The 17,010-nt window shown below is 69.6% G+C and carries 19 protein-coding genes and 1 tRNA gene; 12 read left to right on the top strand and 8 right to left on the bottom strand.

Annotated elements, in window-relative coordinates; translation table 11 throughout:
• Positions 1 to 106: 106 nt before the first annotated feature.
• Complete coding sequence (locus KME80_RS01575; RefSeq protein WP_219499354.1) at positions 107 to 541, bottom strand: hypothetical protein; 435 nt, start codon at positions 539 to 541, stop codon at positions 107 to 109.
• Positions 542 to 916: 375 nt separating this feature from the next.
• Between KME80_RS01575 and KME80_RS01580 the strand changes: the two genes are divergently transcribed.
• Both KME80_RS01580 and KME80_RS01585 read left to right on the top strand, forming a co-directional pair.
• Positions 917 to 1,717: an SDR family NAD(P)-dependent oxidoreductase gene (locus tag KME80_RS01580; RefSeq protein ID WP_219499356.1), complete on the top strand. Its 801-nt coding sequence runs from the start codon at positions 917 to 919 to the stop codon at positions 1,715 to 1,717.
• Between the two features lie 342 nt (positions 1,718 to 2,059).
• Entirely contained in the window at positions 2,060 to 2,707 is a 648-nt protein-coding gene (locus tag KME80_RS01585) for a DUF6461 domain-containing protein (protein WP_219499358.1), read from the top strand.
• Positions 2,708 to 2,983: 276 nt separating this feature from the next.
• Here KME80_RS01585 and KME80_RS01590 read toward each other — a convergent pair.
• Positions 2,984 to 3,057: transfer RNA gene (locus KME80_RS01590), tRNA-Pro, on the bottom strand.
• A 61-nt stretch (positions 3,058 to 3,118) separates the two neighbouring features.
• Positions 3,119 to 4,012: a metallophosphoesterase gene (locus KME80_RS01595; RefSeq protein WP_219499360.1), complete on the bottom strand. Its 894-nt coding sequence runs from the start codon at positions 4,010 to 4,012 to the stop codon at positions 3,119 to 3,121.
• A 59-nt stretch (positions 4,013 to 4,071) separates the two neighbouring features.
• On the opposite strand from KME80_RS01595, the gene KME80_RS01600 reads away from it, so the two are divergent.
• Positions 4,072 to 4,527, top strand: coding sequence for a GatB/YqeY domain-containing protein (locus KME80_RS01600; RefSeq protein WP_219499362.1), 456 nt, complete (start codon positions 4,072 to 4,074; stop codon positions 4,525 to 4,527).
• A gap of 40 nt (positions 4,528 to 4,567) precedes the next feature.
• On the opposite strand, the gene KME80_RS01605 is transcribed toward KME80_RS01600, so the two are convergent.
• The gene (locus KME80_RS01605) at positions 4,568 to 6,835 is read right to left on the bottom strand and encodes a transglycosylase domain-containing protein (RefSeq protein WP_308125571.1); all 2,268 of its coding nucleotides are present in this window, start codon (positions 6,833 to 6,835) and stop codon (positions 4,568 to 4,570) included.
• A gap of 241 nt (positions 6,836 to 7,076) precedes the next feature.
• Here KME80_RS01605 and KME80_RS01610 point away from each other — a divergent pair, with 241 nt between their 5' ends.
• A complete protein-coding gene (locus tag KME80_RS01610) occupies positions 7,077 to 7,373 on the top strand; it encodes a WhiB family transcriptional regulator (RefSeq protein ID WP_020542548.1) in 297 nt (98 codons plus the stop codon).
• Positions 7,374 to 7,409: 36 nt separating this feature from the next.
• Here KME80_RS01610 and bagB read toward each other — a convergent pair whose 3' ends face one another.
• Both bagB and bagA read right to left on the bottom strand, forming a co-directional pair.
• Positions 7,410 to 8,537, bottom strand: coding sequence for an ATPase BagB (gene bagB, locus KME80_RS01615; protein ID WP_219499367.1), 1,128 nt, complete (start codon positions 8,535 to 8,537; stop codon positions 7,410 to 7,412).
• The gene (gene bagA / locus KME80_RS01620) at positions 8,534 to 9,535 is read right to left on the bottom strand and encodes an ATPase BagA (RefSeq protein WP_219499371.1); all 1,002 of its coding nucleotides are present in this window, start codon (positions 9,533 to 9,535) and stop codon (positions 8,534 to 8,536) included. The genes bagB and bagA overlap by 4 nt, the downstream gene beginning before the upstream one ends.
• 78 nt (positions 9,536 to 9,613) lie before the next feature.
• Between bagA and sp36 the strand changes: the two genes are divergently transcribed.
• Genes sp36 through KME80_RS01640 form a run of 4 tightly spaced genes read left to right on the top strand, consistent with a single transcriptional unit; the run spans position 9,614 to position 11,876 of the window.
• Entirely contained in the window at positions 9,614 to 9,769 is a 156-nt protein-coding gene (gene sp36, locus KME80_RS01625; RefSeq protein WP_156325316.1) for a Sp36 family protein, read from the top strand.
• Positions 9,766 to 10,224 carry a RidA family protein gene (locus KME80_RS01630; protein WP_219499383.1) on the top strand — a complete coding sequence of 153 codons (459 nt, stop codon included), beginning with the start codon at positions 9,766 to 9,768 and terminating at the stop codon, positions 10,222 to 10,224. Before sp36 ends, KME80_RS01630 begins: the two co-directional genes overlap by 4 nt.
• Positions 10,225 to 10,272: 48 nt before the next feature.
• Positions 10,273 to 11,088 carry an NUDIX hydrolase gene (locus tag KME80_RS01635; RefSeq protein WP_219499386.1) on the top strand — a complete coding sequence of 272 codons (816 nt, stop codon included), beginning with the start codon at positions 10,273 to 10,275 and terminating at the stop codon, positions 11,086 to 11,088.
• Complete coding sequence (locus KME80_RS01640) at positions 11,085 to 11,876, top strand: MBL fold metallo-hydrolase (protein WP_219499389.1); 792 nt, start codon at positions 11,085 to 11,087, stop codon at positions 11,874 to 11,876. Before KME80_RS01635 ends, KME80_RS01640 begins: the two co-directional genes overlap by 4 nt.
• Here KME80_RS01640 and KME80_RS01645 read toward each other — a convergent pair.
• Positions 11,858 to 12,538, bottom strand: a complete 681-nt coding sequence (locus KME80_RS01645; RefSeq protein ID WP_308125572.1) for a Crp/Fnr family transcriptional regulator — start codon at positions 12,536 to 12,538, stop codon at positions 11,858 to 11,860. The two genes, KME80_RS01640 and KME80_RS01645, sit on opposite strands and share 19 nt — an antisense overlap.
• 212 nt (positions 12,539 to 12,750) lie before the next feature.
• Between KME80_RS01645 and nth the strand changes: the two genes are divergently transcribed.
• Complete coding sequence (gene nth / locus KME80_RS01650) at positions 12,751 to 13,506, top strand: endonuclease III (RefSeq protein WP_219499394.1); 756 nt, start codon at positions 12,751 to 12,753, stop codon at positions 13,504 to 13,506.
• 38 nt (positions 13,507 to 13,544) lie between these two features.
• Positions 13,545 to 14,192: an NUDIX hydrolase gene (locus KME80_RS01655; RefSeq protein WP_308125573.1), complete on the top strand. Its 648-nt coding sequence runs from the start codon at positions 13,545 to 13,547 to the stop codon at positions 14,190 to 14,192.
• On the opposite strand, the gene KME80_RS01660 is transcribed toward KME80_RS01655, so the two are convergent.
• Positions 14,169 to 14,675 carry a HEAT repeat domain-containing protein gene (locus KME80_RS01660; protein ID WP_219499397.1) on the bottom strand — a complete coding sequence of 169 codons (507 nt, stop codon included), beginning with the start codon at positions 14,673 to 14,675 and terminating at the stop codon, positions 14,169 to 14,171. The genes KME80_RS01655 and KME80_RS01660 overlap by 24 nt on opposite strands.
• Before the next feature lie 82 nt (positions 14,676 to 14,757).
• Between KME80_RS01660 and KME80_RS01665 the strand changes: the two genes are divergently transcribed.
• Both KME80_RS01665 and KME80_RS01670 read left to right on the top strand, forming a co-directional pair.
• Positions 14,758 to 15,948 carry a MarP family serine protease gene (locus KME80_RS01665; RefSeq protein ID WP_219499400.1) on the top strand — a complete coding sequence of 397 codons (1,191 nt, stop codon included), beginning with the start codon at positions 14,758 to 14,760 and terminating at the stop codon, positions 15,946 to 15,948.
• A gap of 86 nt (positions 15,949 to 16,034) precedes the next feature.
• Positions 16,035 to 17,009, top strand: coding sequence for an aldo/keto reductase (locus KME80_RS01670; protein ID WP_219499402.1), 975 nt, complete (start codon positions 16,035 to 16,037; stop codon positions 17,007 to 17,009).
• Position 17,010 lies beyond the last annotated feature (1 nt).

Here is a 17,010-nt window from a genome sequence, read left to right on the forward strand (position 1 = left end):
GTCCGGTCGACGTCCAGTCCGTCGGCTTCGCGCTTCACGTTCAAGGGGTGTTCGTGGGTCGGTCACAGTTGCAGCTTTCTGTGGCGGATCGACAGGTTCGTGGCGGTCACATGCGCCCGTCTTCGGTGGCGAGCGGGAACAGGGAGCCGTTCTCCAGCTCCGTGATCGCGGCCAGAATGCCGCGCAGCCCCACCTGCTCGCGCTCGGTCTCGGTGGGATCGACCAGCCACTCGGTGACCGGCAGATCGCGGGGGTGCTGCGAGTGACACAGGTCGGCCGTGTGCAGTTCGATCGCGACCACGACCTTGAGCTCGTGCAGGAAATCACTTTCATCGGTGGGGCAGCTCATCCCTCCACCAAAGGCTTGCGTAGACAGGTTCGCCTCACCGACGAATGAGGTGGGAAGCGCGCGGGGTGGCAGGCGCGAAGGGTGCCGGATGGTCGCCGTCGGCGCGCCAGCCGGCCCCGGGGGCGCCGGGTGAGGCTTGGAGGTCGCTTCGGCGAGTTCCTGCGCCGCAGGCTCAAGGATGTTGTCGTTCATGGGGAAGTCACCGCTTCATCGTGATTTTCGTTCGGACCTTGCAGGCTCCGTGCGCGTTGTCCGCGCAGGCCTTCGGGAAGGCGGGCTTTTCGGGTTGCCTCGCCCACGTAGACCGGGCGCCCCCCGGATCCGTGACAGCGGGATCGAGACAGGACCGCCATCGTCCAGGTCAAGAGGGCTCTCCCCCGCACTTGGCGTGGGCCGTGGGTTCACCGCCCGAGATCAATGACCCGTCCAGCGATCGGTGACAGGCCACTGGCTGGACGCGGCGCACCTGACGGTCCTCGTACATTCGTGCGATGTGCCCTGTTGCTTTTACCGGCACGGTGTCTTCACCGCCTCCTGCTGGGGGAGGCCGACATCGGGTGGATATGCATGGCTGTCTGGTTCATCACGGGCGCGGTACGAGGCATCGGGCACCGCGTAGCCCGCGAAGCGCTGCGGCGAGGACACCGGGTGGTTGCCACTGACCGTGACCTGGCGGCGGTTACGGAAGCCTTCGCCGGGATGGGTGGTGAAGTGCTCCCCCTGGAGCTGGATCTGATGCGGCCGCAGGCGCCGACGGCGGCGGTCGAGCAGTCGATGCGCCGCTTCGGCCGGATCGACGTGCTCGTCCACGATGTGGCCAGGACCGTCCGCGCCCCCCTGCGGGAGACGACCGACGCGCAGGCTCGGGCCCTGTTCGACATCAACGTCGTCGGTATGCTCGCCATGGCCCGCGCCGTGCTGCCGGTACTGAGCGCGCAGCAGGCCGGCCGGATCATCGTCGTAGGCTCGGCTGCCGGCTTCTCGGCCCCGGCCGGTTCGGGTCTGTATGGCGCCTCCATGGCGGCCGTCGAGGCGCTGTGCGAGACCCTCCGCGCTGAACTGGAGGAGTTCGGCGTCTGCGTGACCGTCGTCGAACTCGGCCGTTTCGCCACCCTCCCGCCGGTCTTTGATCGCGGCTCACTCTTGCCTGGAGATCCACGCAAGGCGGCTGTCGCGATCCTCGACCTCCTGACCGTCGACGATCCTCCGTTGCGGCTGCAGCTCGGTGCCGACGCCGTTGCTCACGTCGAAGCCAAACTCGAGCACGTGGCTCAGGAGCTCGACCTGTGGCGCCCGGTCTCGCTCAGCACCGCATCCGACCACGATCTACCCCGACAGAACGGTCACCGGCCGCCGGAAGACGAGTGATGTCGGTGCGGCATCGAGCGGGGCCCCGACCAGCCAGACTGCGCCTGCCGACGATGCCATCCTCTGGACGTCGATGATTCATCCGTGCAGGTCGTTGAGGTGGTGCGCACTCTTGTGCTCCTGCCGCGCCCTACGCGGGAAGATCGGCGCCAGGTCCGCACCCTGTACGCCGTCACATTCGGTGGAGTCCTCCCGCGCCCGTGTGACATGTCTTTCCCGCCAGAGATCGACCAAGTCGATAGGCGCTGCCCGCACCACGCCACCACCATCGTGCAATGAAAGCGCTGCTCCTCCAGAGTTGACGATGCTCATTGTGTCGGTAGGTGCTGCGAGCATGACGACATGATCGCTACTCCTGACGACAACACCCGGTTCTCCGATGTGAGCTCTGCCATGGGGGACGGCTACTGCTTCACCTATGTCCGCGGCTTGGCGCTCGAGGAAGTGGCGACCCGGCTCGGTGGCTGGTTAGGGGAGTTCACGCCTATGACGCTCGAGGAACTGGCCGGGGTCGCCTACTCCCGTTACGACGGGAAGAACATGTTCTTCGGTGCCGTCGCCATCGAAGACTGGGTACTCCTCGTCGAGCCCCTCGGCTCGCTCGGCGTCACCGAGGAGATCATCCTGCCGCTGTCGGCGAGGACCCGCCTCGTCTCCCAGTACTACCTCGACATCAAGTGCATGGACTACTTCTACTGGATCGAAGACGGAAAAATCCGGTTCGAGTACATGAACCAGGACGGCTACTCCCACTGGATCAAAGACGGAAAGATTCAGCTTGAGTTTCCATACCCGGAGCGCTACTCAGAGGAGATGCCGGACGAACTCGCGGAGACCATGCAGCGGATCGACTCCGTCTTTCCATCACACACCTACCCCCACGAAGGGCCGGCGTTCCTCTTGGCCGAGAGTCTCACCGGGATCACGCTGACACCGCAACTGCTGGAAGAGTCCACCTACCTGTGCGGAGGCATTCCCAGCCCGAGGTGAGCGGAACGTGGTCCTTCTCCGAGGCCGCCTATAAAGGGCATGCTGCCGGGGAGCCCGCTCTCACTGATACTGACCGAGCGGAGGACCTGTATGTGCAGGCGTACCAACATCCGTGAGGAGTTGGGCACGCCCGTGAAGGTCATGGCTCGCGAGCCAGAGGGCGGGATGCGGAACTCCTTGGGGCCTCTCAGCGGTAGAGGAGGGCGTAGTCGCTCAGAAGACAAGAGAGGCCGCTTCCGATCTTCGGAAGCGGCCTTCTACCTGCGGCTACTACTGTCGGGGTGGCGGGATTTGAACCCACGACCTCTTCGTCCCGAACGAAGCGCGCTGCCAAGCTGCGCTACACCCCGGTGCACGCCGTCTTGCTCGTGCCTGGGAAAGTCTAGCCGACTTCGGGCGTGCTTGTGACCGTCACCGTCGGGGAACCAGCGTGAGCAGCGACGCCTCCGGGAAACACGCGAAGCGGACGGGGGCGTACGGGCTGGTCCCGAGGCCGGCGGAGACGTGGAGCCAGGCGGAGTCGTGGCGGCTGAGGCCCTTGACGCGGGCGCGGTCGATGCCGCAGTTGGTGACGAGGGCGCCGTAGAAGGGGACGCAGAGCTGGCCGCCGTGGGTGTGGCCGGCGAGCAGGAGCTGGTAGCCGTCGGCGGCGAAGGCGGTCATGTTGCGCGGCTCGGGGGAGTGCATGACGCCGAGGCGCAGGTCGGCGTCCGCGGGGGCGGGGCCGGCGACGAGGTCGTAGCGGTCGCGGGAGATGTGGGAGTCGTGGATGCCGGCCACGGCGACGTCGAGGTCGCCGACCTTGAGGCGGGCGGTGGTGTTGTTCATGTCGAGCCAGCCTTCGGCGGCCATGCCGGCGCCGAGCTCTTCCCAGGGGAGGTTGGGGATGTGCTGGCGGCGTTCGTTGCGGGAGGTGCGCCACAGGTAGCGGGCCGGGTTCTTCGGCTGGGGGGCGTAGAGGTCGTTGGAGCCGTACACGAACAGGCCGGGCCGGGCGAGCAGCGGCTCGAGGGCGTGCAGGAGCGACGGGACGGCGTCGGGGTGGGCGATGGAGTCGCCGGTGTTGACGACGAGGTCGGGCTCCAGCGAGCCGAGGGAGCGCACCCAGTTGATCAGCATGGTGCGGCGGGGCGTCAGGTGGAGGTCGGACAGGTGCAGGATGCGCACCGGCCGCTGGCCGGGGGCGAGCACCGGCACGTCGAAGCGCCGCAGCCGGAACGAGTTGCGCTCCACGACCGAGGCGTATCCGAGCCCGGCCAGGCCGAGGCCGAGCACTGACAGGGGCACCGCGACTGCTTTCCTCACCTCTTCATGATGCCCGACATCCGGCACGGGGCGTTCGCGCACGCGGCAAGATGGACCGCATGAGCGCATTGAAGGACAAGCTGAAGGCCGATCTGACGGCCTCACTCAAGGCCCGGGACGAGGTTCGGCTCCGGACCATTCGGATGGCACTGGCCGCGGTGAACGTGGAGGAGGTCGCCGGCAAGGAGGCCAGGGAGCTCTCCGACGCGGAGATCGTCAAGGTGCTGACCCGTGAGGCGAAGAAGCGGCGGGAGGCGGCGGAGGCTTTCGGCAACGCCGGGCGCGCCGAGCAGGCGCAGGCGGAGCTGGACGAGCAGGCGGTGCTGGAGGAGTATCTGCCGGCGCAGCTCTCCGACGAGGAGCTGGCCAGGCTGGTCGACGAGGCGGTGGCCGAGACCGGCGCGTCGGGGCCGCAGGCCATGGGCCAGGTCATGAAGGTCGTCAACCCGAAGGTGGCCGGGCGGGCCGAGGGCGGCCGGGTGGCCGCGGCCGTGCGGGCGCGGCTGGCGTCCTGAGGGCTGTGGCGGGCCTCTGGCGGGGCCGGAGGCCCGCGGGCTAGTTGCGGGCGGGCAGGAGCGGGTTGTCGCCCCAGTCGCCGTTCTGGCCCCGGTCGTCGCCGTTGCCGTCGCCGCGCCGGTCGTCGAACCAGTCGGCCAGGTCGGACGGGTCGCCGACGTCGGGACCGCCTTCGTCGCCGTCGTCGCCCTTGTCCTTCTTCTTCTTGGGCTTGGGCGCGCACTCGTCGGTGCAGCCGCCGAAGCGTGACTGGTCGACGGGATGGAACTTGGCCGCCTCGACGCCCTTGAGCGCGGCCATCATCGAGTCCTTCCAGATCGGCCCGGAGATCGACGCGCCGTAGACGTACCCGTAGTACTGCCCGCCGATGGTGACGCCGACGAGGTCGTGGGCGAAGGCGCCGCGCGGGTCGCCGAGGCTGACGGCGGAGGCGAGGTTCGGGGTGTAGCCGGCGAACCAGGCGGCGGTGTAGCCGTCGGTGGTGCCGGTCTTGCCGGCGGCGTCACGGCCGATGCCGCCGACGCCGGTCATGGTGCCCTTGGTGAAGACGCCTTCCAGCACGGCGCTGACGGCGTCGGCCACCTCCTCGTCCATGACCTGCGAGCACTTGGGCTTGAACCGCATGACCTCGCCGTAGCGGTCCTTGACCTCGGTGACGGCGAGCGGCTGGCAGTACTTGCCGCGCGCGCCGAAGACGGCGTAGGAGTTGGCCACGGTGACCGGGTCGACCTCGTTGATGCCGAGCGTGAAGGTCTCGAACTCGCGCAGGTCGTCGCCGTCGGCCCGCTTGAGCCCGAGGCGCTTGGACAGCTTGACCACCTTGCAGAGGCCGACTTCCTGCTCCAGCCGCATGAAGAACGTGTTGACCGAGCCCCAGGTGCCGGTCTGCAGGGTCTTGAAGCCGCCGCCGCCCTCGCTGGAGTTGCGCACCTCGTGGCTGGGGTCGCCGACGTTCTTGCCCTTGCAGTTCTTGAACGCGCTGTAGCCGGAGGCGGTGTAGCCGGCGGGGGAGGGGAAGCCGTCGTTGAACTTCAGCCCCTCTTCGAGCGCCGTGGCCAGCGTGTAGGCCTTGGCGGTTGAGCCCTGCTGGAAGCCGGGGCCGCCGCCGTGTGCCATGTCGGCGACGAGGTTGTAGCTGATCTCGTTCTTCTTCTTGTTGTTGCCGTACTTGCGGGAGGCGGCCATGGCCTTGATCTCGCCGGTGCCCGGGACGATCATCGCCTGGGCGGCGACGGGCTTGTCCTTGGGGCTCACGTACTTCTTGATCGCCTTTTCGGACGCCTTCTGCATCTTCGGGTCGATCGTGGTCTTGATGGTCAGGCCGCCGCGCTGGAGGAGCTTGAGCCGGTCCTTGGCGGTCTTGCCGAAGTCGGCGTTGAGCAGGATCTCGTTCTGCACGTAGAGGCAGAAGTACGGGTATTCGCTCTCCTCGCACCCGCCGGGGAACGGGACGTCCTTCCAGCCGAGCTTCTTGGCCTTGGCGTCGGCGGCCTCGGCCTTGGTGATGGTGCCGATCTCGGCCATCCGGTCGAGCACCACGTTGCGCCGCTCCAGCAGCAGCGCGCGCGACTTGGGGCCGACGTTGGGGTCGGTCCTGGCTGGGTTCTGGACGGCGCCGGCGAGGGTGGCGGCCTGGGCCAGGGTGAGCTTGGAGGCGGGCTTGTCGAAGAAGCGCTTGGCGGCTGCCTGGATGCCGTGGGCTCCGGCGCCGAAGTAGGCGATGTTCAGGTAGCGCTCGAGGATCTGGTCCTTGGTGTACTTCTTCTCGATCGCCATCGCGTAGCGCAGTTCGGCCAGTTTGCGGGAGATCGTGGGGGCGATGGCCGCCGCCTGCTCCTCGGGCGTCTCGGCCGAGTTGACCAGCACCTGCTTCACGTACTGCTGTGTGATCGAAGAACCGCCCTGCGTCACGCCGCCGGTGGTAAGGTTCTTGATCAGCGCCCGGGTGGTGCCCTCGATGTCGATCGGTCCGTGCTGGTAGAAGCGGAAGTCCTCGATCGCGATCAGGGCCTTCTGCATGATGGGCGCGACCTTGTCGAGGGTCACCGACTGGCGGTTCTCGAAGTAGAACTGCGCGATCTGGTCGCCGTTGGCGTCGAGCAGCACTGTGCGCTCGGACAGCGGCGGTTCGGCCAGGTCCTCGGGCTTGAGGTCGAGCATCTCCATGCCGCTCTTGGCGGAGACGCCCGCGCCGCCGACCGCGGGCAGCGCCACGGCTGCCGCCAGCACGCCTGCGGCCGACCCAGCTGCGATCAGCTTGATGACGTTCAGGATCGGCGAGGAACGATCTTTGCCCTGAGCTTGCACAGTACCAAGGGTACGTCGAAAGGGTGACCTTATCGGTAACACGCCTGCATTTCGCCTTGACTGACGGGGGTGACTAGTCATTCCCGGTCAAGACTCCAGCGAGAATTTGGTCCTCTGGGGTCTGTCGGCCCGAAGGTCTTCTTGCGTACGTTCTCCCTGCGGCAACTGAATACGGAGGCTCGGCGCCCGCGCCCGTCGGCCCCAACTGACGACTGACCACCTAAGGGGAGTGGGGTCGAAAATGTGGATCACGGATTGGACCTCCCGTGCCGCCTGTAAAGGTGCGGATCCTGACGCTCTGTTCGTCCAGGGAGCCGCCCAGAACAGGGCGAAGCTCATCTGCCGAGGATGCCCTGTCCGTACCGAATGCCTCGCCGATGCGCTCGACAACCGCATCGAGTTCGGGGTGTGGGGCGGTATGACCGAGCGGGAGCGGCGAGCGCTGCTTCGGCGGCGACCGGACGTCGACTCGTGGCGCGAGCTGCTCGAGTCGGCCAAAGAAGAGTACGAGCGGACCAACGAGCTGATCGCCGGCTGAGCCGGCCCGAGAGCGCGGCCGACCCCGGCCGTGCTCTCAGCCGTTCGCCAGGAGCTCTCCGACGCGTCGCAGGCCATCCAGGTCGTGCACGTCCTCGGTCATGGCTGCCACCTTGGCGATGGGCACCGTGGGATGGGCGCTGACGAAGTGGTCCTGCTCCCGGTGCCCGCGAGCGGCGAGCTGCATCCGGCCCGTGTGTAGCCGCAACACGGCCGCGGTCAGCTCGTGCTCGCCCCGCGATTCCAGGTCTTCGGCCGCGGCGGCGCTTCTCACGCCCGAGAGCGTCGCCGCCGGCGACTCGTGGACCCGGTTGACGACCAGGCCGGCGAGCGGCATCCGCTCCTCGGCCAGCCGCTCGACGAAGTAGGAAGCCTCGCGCATCGCGTCGCGCTCCGGCGCGGCGACCACGATGAAGGCGGTGCCGGGTGCCTGGAGCAGCTTGTACGTCTGGTCGGCGCGCTGCCTGAAACCGCCGAACACCGCGTCCAGGGCCGACACGAACGTCTGCAGGTCCTTGATCACCTGCGCGCCCAGCAGCTTGGTCATGGCTCCGGCGACGATCCCGAACCCGGCGTTGAGCAGCTTGAACGCGCTGCGCCCGCCGGCCTTGGCGGGTGCGGTGAGCAGCTTGATGAACCTGCCGTCGAGGAAGCGGCCGAGCCGTTCCGGCGCGTCGAGGAAGTCGAGCGCCGAGCGTGACGGCGGCGTGTCGACGATGATCAGGTCCCACTCGTCGGAGCGGCGGAGCTGGCCCAGCTTCTCCATCGCCATGTACTCCTGGGTGCCGGAGAAGCTGGACGACAGCGACTGGTAGAAGGGGTTCGACAGGATCTGGCGGGCCCGTTCGGGATCGGCGTGCGCCTCGATGATCTCGTCGAACGTGCGCTTCATGTCGAGCATCATCGCGTAGAGCTGGCCGCCGTCCTCGCTCTCGGTGACCAGGCGCGGGGTGTTGTCGAGCTCGGTGAGGCCCATCGACTGGGCCAGGCGGCGGGCCGGGTCGACGGTGAGCACGACGGCGCACCTGCCACGTTCGGCGGCGCGCAGGCCCAGCGCGGCGGCCGTGGTGGTCTTGCCGACGCCGCCCGAGCCGCAGCAGACGATGATCCGGGTGCCCCGGTCGTCGAGGATGGCGTCGATGTCGAGGGTGGCGGGCTTCTTCACGCTGCTCCCTGCTTGCGGATGCTCTCGGCCAGCTCGTACAGCCCTGCCAGGTCCACCCCGTCGGTGAGCAGCGGCAGCTCGTAGCGCGGCAGCGTGGAGGCGGCCAGCGATTCGCGTTCGGCGCGTTCGAGGTCGGTGCGGCGGGCGTGCTCGACGACCTCTTCGGCGAGCGCCTCGGCCAGGGCGCCGACGTCGGACCCGTCGGCGAGCCCGGCGGCCTTGAGGCCGAGCGTGAGCTCTCCGGCGTCGAATCCGCCCTTGACAGCCCTGTCAAGGGCGGCCTGCGGGAGGAGGGATTCGCGCACCATGTTGATGAAGATGCCACCGGTGGGCAGTCCCGCGCCGGCGAGTTCGGCGATTCCGTCGAGTGTTTCCTGGACGGGCATCTCTTCCAGCAGCGTCACGAAATGCACAGCCGTTTCCGGACTTTTCACGACGCCGTGGACGAGGTCGGAGTGGCTCTTGATCGGGCCCACCTTGGCCAGCCCGGCGACCTCCTGGGTGACGTTCAGGAACCGCGTGATGCGGCCCGTGGGCGGCGCGTCGAGCACCACGGCGTCGTAGACCCGCTTGCCGTCACGCCCGCGCCGGCGCACGGCCTCGGTGGTCTTGCCGGTGACCAGCACGTCCCGGAAGCCGGGGGCCACGGTGGTGGCGAAGTCGACGAGACCCATCTTGGTCAGCGCGCGACCCGCCCGGCGCATCCCGTAGAACATCTCCATGTATTCGAGCATGGCGTCTTCGGGGTCGATGGCCAGCGCGAACACGTCACCGCCCGAGGGCGCCACGGCGATCCGGCGCTCCTCGTACGGCAGCGGCGGCAGGTCGAAGATCTGCGCGATGCCCTGGCGGCCCTCCACCTCCACGAGCAGCACCTTGCGGCCGCCTGCGGCGAGGGCGAGGGCGAGGGCCGCGGCGACCGTCGTCTTGCCCGTGCCGCCCTTGCCGGTGACGACGTGCAGTCGCACGCCGTCCCAGTCCGTGTCCGGAGAGTCCACGACTTCGAGGCTACCGAACGGTCACTTGTCGAAAGCCCGCGACCACCGTTTGAGATTGCTCACACTACGCTGAGCCCCATGAAGAAATGGGAGTACCTCACCGCCCCGGTGCTGATACACAACACCAAGATGATCCTCGACAACTTCGGCGCCGACGGCTGGGAGCTGGTCCAGATCGTGCAGGGCGCGACGCCCGAGCAGCTGGTCGCGTACTTCAAGAGGGAGAAGGCATGAGTCCCGAGCAGAAGATCGAGGAGCTGGGCCTGACGCTCCCCGAGGTCGTGGCCCCGCTGGCGGCCTACGTGCCGACCGTGCGCACCGGTCAGCTCGTCTACACCTCGGGCCAGGTCCCGATGGTCGAGGGCAAGCTGCACCAGACCGGCAAGCTGGGCGCCGACCTGGGCGTCGACGAGGGCCGCGAGCAGGCCCGCATCTGCGCGCTCAACGCCGTCGCCGCGCTCAAGGCCGAGGTCGGCGAGCTGTCGCGGGTGAAGCGGATCGTCAAGGCCGTGGTCTTCGTGGCCAGCGCGCCCGACTTCACCCAGCAGCCGCAGGTGGCCAACGGCGCGAGCGAGCTGCTGGCCGAGATCTTCGGCGAGGCCGGCAAGCACGCGCGCAGCGCCGTCGGCGTGGCCGCGCTGCCCCTCGACGCTCCGGTGGAAGTGGAGCTGATCGCGGAGGTGTCCTGAAGGTCCGATATGTCACCATGACCGAGTGATGTTCTAGAAGGAGGTCATGTGGCTGGACTTCGGCTCCCCGACGAGCTCGCCGAGCGGGCACGGGGCATCATCGCCGGGCAGGTCGACCCGGCCCCGGCGCGGGACGCCGCCACGGTGGCGATCCTGCGCCCGGGCCGGCCCGACGGCGTCCAGGCCTACCTGCTGCGCCGCAAGGCCACGATGGCCTTCGCCGCCGGGGCGTACGTCTTCCCCGGCGGCTCCGTCGATCCGCGCGACACCGACCAGGCCGTGGCCTGGGCCGGGCCGTCGCCCGCCGAGTGGGGGCGGATCTTCGGAGCTGGCGAGGCGGTGGCCAGAGGGCTGGTGTGCGCCGCCGTGCGGGAGACGTTCGAGGAGTCGGGCGTGCTGCTCGCGGGCGCCGGGCCCGATTCGGTGGTCGCCGACACGACCGGTGACGGGTGGGAGGCCGACCGGCTGGCGCTCATCGACCGCAGCCTGTCCTTCGCCGACTTCCTCGACCGGCGCGGCCTGGTGCTGCGCTCCGACCTGCTCAAGCCGTGGGCGCACTGGATCACGCCGGAGGTCGAGACCCGGCGCTTCGACACCCGCTTCTTCGTCGCCGTGCTCCCGGAGGGCCAGCGCACCCGCGACGTAGGCGGCGAGGCGGACCAGGTGGTCTGGCAGCGCCCCGCCGACGCGGTCGCGCTGGCCGACCGGGGAGAGATCTTCCTGATGCCGCCCACCCGCCAGACGCTCGCCGAGCTGGCCGGGCACGACGGCGTGGAGTCGGTGCTGGCCGAGAAGCGGGAGATCGTCACGATCATGCCGAAGGTCGTGGAGGTCGACGGTGAGTGGCGGCTGGTGACCGGATGAGCGGCCTGCACATCCCGATCGGCGGCCCCGACGGGTCCCGTACGGACCACGCCGAGAACCTGCTCGCGCCCAACCCGTCGGCGATGACGCTCGACGGCACCAACACGTGGGTCATCGGCGGCCAGGACGAGGTCGTGGTCGTCGACCCGGGCCCCGGCGACGAGGGTCACCTGTTGCGCGTCCGCGACCACCTGGGCGGGCGCCGGGTACGGGAGATCCTGCTCACCCACGGCCATTTCGACCACAGCGGCGGCGCCCGGCGCTTCGCCGAGCTCGTCGAGGCTCCCGTACGCGCCCTCGACCCCCGCCACAGGCTGGGCGAGGAGGGCCTGGCCGACGGCGACGTGGTGACCGTGGCCGGGCTGGAGATCCACGTGTACGGGACGCCGGGGCACTCGTTCGACTCGCTGTGCTTCTGGCTGCCGGCCGACCGGGCGATGCTGACCGGCGACACCGTGCTGGGCCGGGGCACCACGATCATCGCTGGCGACGGCGGGCTGGCCGACTACCTGCGCAGCCTCGACAGGCTCAGGGCGGTGGCGGAGAGCCTGGAGGCGCGGGCGCTGCTGCCGGGCCACGGGCCGGTGCTGCCGGACCCGATCGGCGCGCTCGACGGCTACATCGCGCACCGGCGCGAACGCCTGGACCAGATCAGGCAGGCGCGGGAGCAGGGCGCGCGCACGCCGAGGGAGATCGTGAAGATCGTGTACGCGAACGTCGACCGGTCGCTGTGGCCCGCCGCCGAGCTGTCGGTGCGGGCCCAGCTCGACTATCTGGAGCGGTTGTAGAGCCGGTCCATGTCGAGGATCACCACGGCCTTGGCCTCGATGCGCAGCCAGCCGCGCTGCGCGAAGTCGGCCAGCGCCTTGTTGACCGTCTCACGTGAGGCGCCGACGAGCTGGGCCAGCTCCTCCTGCGTGAGGTCGTGGTGGACGCGCAGGCCGTCGTCGGTCTTGGTGCCGAACCGCTCGGCCAGGTCGAGGAGCTGCTTGGCCACCCGGCCGGGCACGTCGGTGAAGACCAGGTCGGCCAGCACGTCGTTGGTGCGCCGCAGCCGCTGGGCGAGCGCGCGCAGCAGGTGGAGCGCCACCTCGGGGCGGCCGGTCAGCCAGGGCCGCAGGTCGTCGTGGCCGAGCCCGGCCAGCCGGACGTCGGTCAGCGCGGTCGCGGTGGCGGTGCGCGGGCGCGGGTCGAACAGCGACAGCTCGCCGAACATCTCGCTCGGGCCGAGCACGCTCAGCAGGTTCTCGCGCCCGTCGGGGGAGGTGCGGGACAGCTTGATCTTGCCGTCGAGGACGACATAGAGCCGGTCACCCGTCTCGTTCTCGTGGAAGAGCGTCTGCCCTTTGGACAGCTGCACCTCGGTGATGCTCGTCCGCAACGCCGCTGCGCTCTCGCGGTCGAGCGCGGCGAACAGAGGGGCTTTGCCCAGCACTTCTTCCGTGTTCACGCGTCCTCCTCTGCTGCCATTGTGACTCACCCCACTGCATGCGGCACACATAGGTTACTCGTACCCTTTCGTGCGCCTGACCTTCGGCTGCATTCAGGCACAGACGCGGGCTTATCTCCAAAAGAGGGGATCTATCACCATCGTCAGCTCTCCCGAGCCCGTCCTGGGCGTACCGGCACGCGGCGGTGTCGCGGAGACATACCCTTTCCGGCATGGCGACGAATGTGGCGGGTGCCCGCAGGCGCAGGCCCGAGACACGACTGGGCCTGGTGCGCAGGGCCCGCCGGATGAACCGGATCCTCGCCGAGACCTACCCCGACGCCCACTGCGAGCTCGACTTCGACAACCCCTTCCAGCTCCTGGTCGCCACCGTGCTGTCGGCGCAGACCACCGACGTGCGGGTCAACCTGACGACGCCCGCGCTGTTCGCCAAGTACCCGACGGCCGACGACCTCGCGGCGGCCGACCCGGAGGACCTGGAGGCGATCATCAAGCCGACCGGCTTCTACCGGGCGAAGGCGCGTTCGCTGCTCGGGCTCTCGGCCGGGCTGCGCGACAGGTTCGGCGGCAAGGTGCCGAAGAAGCTCGATGACCTCGTCACGCTGCCGGGCGTCGGCCGCAAGACCGCCAACGTGGTGCTCGGCAACGCCGTCGACCCCGAGACCGGCGAGCCGTTCGGGGTGCCGGGGCTCACCGTCGACACCCACTTCCAGCGGCTGGTCAGGCGGTTCGGCTGGACCGAGGAGATCGACCCGGTCAAGATCGAGCACGTCGTGGGCGAGCTGATCCCCAAGCGGGAGTGGACGGTCTTCTCCCACCGGATCATCTGGCACGGCCGCCGCATCTGCATCGCCCGCCGGCCGGCCTGCGGCGTCTGCCCGCTCGCCGCGCTCTGCCCCTCCTACGGCACCGGCCCCACCAGCGCCGAGGAGGCCCAGAAGCTCGTCCGGCCCGGCCCGTTCTCCTGACCGGGAAGTCCCCGGAGGCTCGGTGTGTTGGAGGTTGCGTGACCCACGTCCCCGCATGGCTGGACCACCTCGCGGCCAAGGCCGTACGCACCCCTGTGCCCGAGCGGATGCGCCCGCCGGGCGAGGGCGGGCGTGAAGCGGCGGTGCTGATGCTGTTCGGCGAGGGCCCGCTCGGCCCCGACGTGCTGCTCATCCAGCGCAGCATGCGCGGGCGCAGGCACGCGGGCCAGCCGGCCTTCCCCGGCGGCGGCGTCGACCCTGGCGACGGCGGCCCGGTCGGCGCGGCCCTGCGCGAGGCCGAGGAGGAGACCGGGCTCGACCCGCGCGGCGTGCGCGTGCTGTGCACGATGCCCGAGCTCTACCTGTCCCACAGCGACAACCGGGTGACCCCGGTGCTCGGCTGGTGGCACACCCCGTCGGCGGTGCACGCCGCCTCGCCCGACGAGGTCGACTCCGTCGAGCGGGTGCCCGTCGCCGAGCTGGTCGACCCGGGCAACCGGCTCACGATGCGGCTCTCGCAGGAGATGGCCGGCCCGGCGTTCCGGGTGCGCGGGATGCTCGTGTGGGGGTTCACCGCGGTGGTGCTCGACTCGGTGCTGCGCGTGGGCGGCCTGGAGCGGCCGTGGGACGCGACGCGCGTGGAGGACATCCCGCCGGAGGTGCTAAACCTCACGGCCCGTGGTTAGCGCGAAGCCGAGCGCGGCCCAGCCCGCCACGTCGGCATCGCTGTCGGCGGTCAGCCGGCGCAGCGTGTCGAGCCCGGTCCGGTCCGGCGGGTCGCCCAGCACGTGCTGGAGCGCGTAGGCCGCGCCGTACCTGACGCGCGGGTCGTGGTGCCCGGCCAGGTCGATCACCGACGGCAGCGAGCGCGGGTCCGCGAGGTGGCCGAACGCGATCAGCACCGAGTAGAGCACCATGACGTCGTCCTCGCCCGCCGCCAGGAAGCGCAGCACGGGCAGCGTGCGGTCCACGTACGCGGCGAGCATGCCGAGGATGTCGACGCCGAGCAGCCGCTCGGTGACGGAGTCGGCCGCGCACAGCCGCCGCGCCTCGATGAAGCACTCCAGGTCGCCCCGCTCCCGAAGGGCGGAGATCACCTGCCAGCGCACCTGCCCGTCGGGGTCGGGGTCGTCGAGAGCTGCGTCGATGAGATCTCTGACCGGCGGCATAGGGATCAAGGTAACCCGCAGGGTGACGCCGTCCTGGCGGAAGACGTGCACACTTGACCGTATCCCTGGTTAGCTTTGAAGGGTGCGCGGCGATCTGCTTGACCTCATATTGATTGGCCTCGTGATCGCCTTCGGCGTCTCGGGCTACCGGCAGGGCTTCATCATAGGCGTCACCAGCTTCGTCGGGTTCGTGGGCGGGGCGCTGCTCGGGGTGTTCATCGCGCCGCCGATCTCCAAGGCGATCGTCGACGGCGACACCCCGCAGGCGCTGCTCGCCATCGTGATCGTCTTCCTCGCCGCGACGATCGGGCAGTTCGCCTCCTCGACCATCGGGGCCGTGGTGCGCAGCCACGTCACCTGGGAGCCCGCCAGGGTCGCCGACGCGGTCGGCGGCACGTTCGCCAGCGCGCTGTCGGTGCTGGTCATCGCCTGGCTGATCGGGTCGCTGGTCGTCTCCACCTCCTTCACGCCGCTGGTCGACCAGGTCAGGCAGTCACTGCTGCTCACCACCATCGACGACGCCATCCCGCAGTCGGCGCGCAACTGGCAGCAGCCGTTCAAGAAGCTCATCGACCGTTCGGAGTTCCCGCCGGTCTTCGACGCCATCGGGGCGGGCTCGTTCGTGGACGTGCCGCCGCCCGCGCAGAGCGTGCTGCAGGGCGAGCGGCTGGCGCGCGCCCAGCGGGCCATCGTCAAGGTGCAGGGCAACGCCGAGAGCTGCAACAAGCACATCGAGGGCACCGGCTTCGTCTACGCCCGCGACCGGATCATGACCAACGCGCACGTGGTCGCCGGCGTCACGCGCGACCTCCAGGTGATCGACCACCGCTCGCGGCGGCACAAGGCGACCGTGGTGCGCTACAACCCGAGCCGCGACATCGCGGTCCTGTACGTGCCGGGGCTCAACCTGCCGCAGCTCGCCTTCGACGGCACCGCCGAGAAGGGCGACAACGCCATCATCGCCGGCTATCCCAAGGGCAAGGGCTTCACCGCCGAGGCGGCCCGCATCCGCAACCAGCTCGACGCCGAGGGGCCCGACATCTACCGCTCCTCCAACGTCACCCGGTCGGTCTACGCGGTGCGCGGCAAGGTGCTGCCGGGCAACTCCGGCGGGCCGCTGCTCACGGCCGACGGCCGGGTCTTCGGCGTGATCTTCGCGGCCGCGATCAGCCAGGAGGAGACCGGCTACGCGCTGACCGCCGCCGAGGTCAAGCCCGACGCCGACCAGGGCCGCACCGACACCTCGCCGGCCAACACCCAGAGCTGCGACTGACCCCTGCTCCCCGCCGGGGCTTTCGTTCGGCATGCCCTCATGTTAATGTCCATCACATTGTGAATGTCCATCACATGGGGGTCGGCATGAAGACACGTACGCTCGGCACGACCGGCATCGAGATCAGCCCCATCGGCCTGGGGTGCATGCAGTTCACCGGCGGCCGGTCCGTGGCGAAGTACATCGTCCGCGACATCGGCCAGGAGACCGTCACCGCCGTCGTCGGCGCCGCCCTCGACGGCGGCGTCACCTGGTTCGACACCGCCGAGATGTACGGCGGCGGCCAGTCGGAGCGCATGCTGGCCACCGCGCTCAAGGAGTGCGGCATCGCCCCCGGCGAGGTCACCGTCGCCACCAAGTGGCCGCCCCTCGGCCGCACCGCCGGGCACATCGGCCGCAGCATCGGCAGCCGCCTGCGCCACCTCGGCGGCCACCCGATCCACCTGTACCAGATCCACATGCCCACCGGCAGCCTGTCGAGCATCCCCGCCCAGCTCAGGGCCATGGCAGCGCTGCAACGCGCCGGCAAGGTCCGCCACGTCGGCGTCAGCAACTTCTCCGCCCGGCAGATGGAGCTCGCCCACCGGGTCCTCGCCCAGGAAGGCGTCACGCTGGCCGCAAACCAGGTGCGGATCAACCTGCTGCACCGCAACGTCGAGCGCGACGGCGTGCTCGACACGGCCCGCCGCCTCGGCGTCACGCTCATCGCCTACTCGCCCCTGGAAGGCGGGATCCTCACCGGCCGCTTCCACGACGACCCCGCCCGGGTCAGGGACCTGCCGCCGATGCGCAGGGTGTTCGGCCACAGCCGGCTCACCGCCAAGGGCCTGGCGCGCACCGCGCCGCTCATCGCCGCGATGAAGGACCTCGGCCGCGCCCACGGCGTCTCACCCGCCCAGGTGGCGCTCAACTGGCTGATCACCCACTACGGCGAGACCGTGGTCGCGATCCCGGGCGCCTCCAGGCCCGCCCAGGCCGCCGAGGCCGCCGGCGCGATGGCCTTCGAACTGGACCGGGCCGAACGCGACCTCCTGGACGAACTGTCCCGGCCGCTAACCTGAG

The organism is Nonomuraea ceibae, assembly GCF_019396325.1.
GTDB classification, from domain to species: domain Bacteria; phylum Actinomycetota; class Actinomycetes; order Streptosporangiales; family Streptosporangiaceae; genus Nonomuraea; species Nonomuraea ceibae.

What these genes read in the sequence shown, in the direction of transcription:
- KME80_RS01575 (WP_219499354.1), bottom strand. Translation starts at nt 541, where the DNA reads ATGAACGACAACATCCTTGAGCCTGCGGCGCAGGAACTCGCCGAAGCG.
- KME80_RS01580 (WP_219499356.1), top strand. Translation starts at nt 917, where the DNA reads ATGGCTGTCTGGTTCATCACGGGCGCGGTACGAGGCATCGGGCACCGC.
- KME80_RS01585 (WP_219499358.1), top strand. Translation starts at nt 2,060, where the DNA reads ATGATCGCTACTCCTGACGACAACACCCGGTTCTCCGATGTGAGCTCT.
- KME80_RS01600 (WP_219499362.1), top strand. Translation starts at nt 4,072, where the DNA reads ATGAGCGCATTGAAGGACAAGCTGAAGGCCGATCTGACGGCCTCACTC.
- KME80_RS01610 (WP_020542548.1), top strand. Translation starts at nt 7,077, where the DNA reads ATGTGGATCACGGATTGGACCTCCCGTGCCGCCTGTAAAGGTGCGGAT.
- sp36 (WP_156325316.1), top strand. Translation starts at nt 9,614, where the DNA reads ATGAAGAAATGGGAGTACCTCACCGCCCCGGTGCTGATACACAACACC.
- KME80_RS01630 (WP_219499383.1), top strand. Translation starts at nt 9,766, where the DNA reads ATGAGTCCCGAGCAGAAGATCGAGGAGCTGGGCCTGACGCTCCCCGAG.
- KME80_RS01640 (WP_219499389.1), top strand. Translation starts at nt 11,085, where the DNA reads ATGAGCGGCCTGCACATCCCGATCGGCGGCCCCGACGGGTCCCGTACG.
- nth (WP_219499394.1), top strand. Translation starts at nt 12,751, where the DNA reads ATGGCGACGAATGTGGCGGGTGCCCGCAGGCGCAGGCCCGAGACACGA.
- KME80_RS01660 (WP_219499397.1), bottom strand. Translation starts at nt 14,675, where the DNA reads ATGCCGCCGGTCAGAGATCTCATCGACGCAGCTCTCGACGACCCCGAC.
- KME80_RS01670 (WP_219499402.1), top strand. Translation starts at nt 16,035, where the DNA reads ATGAAGACACGTACGCTCGGCACGACCGGCATCGAGATCAGCCCCATC.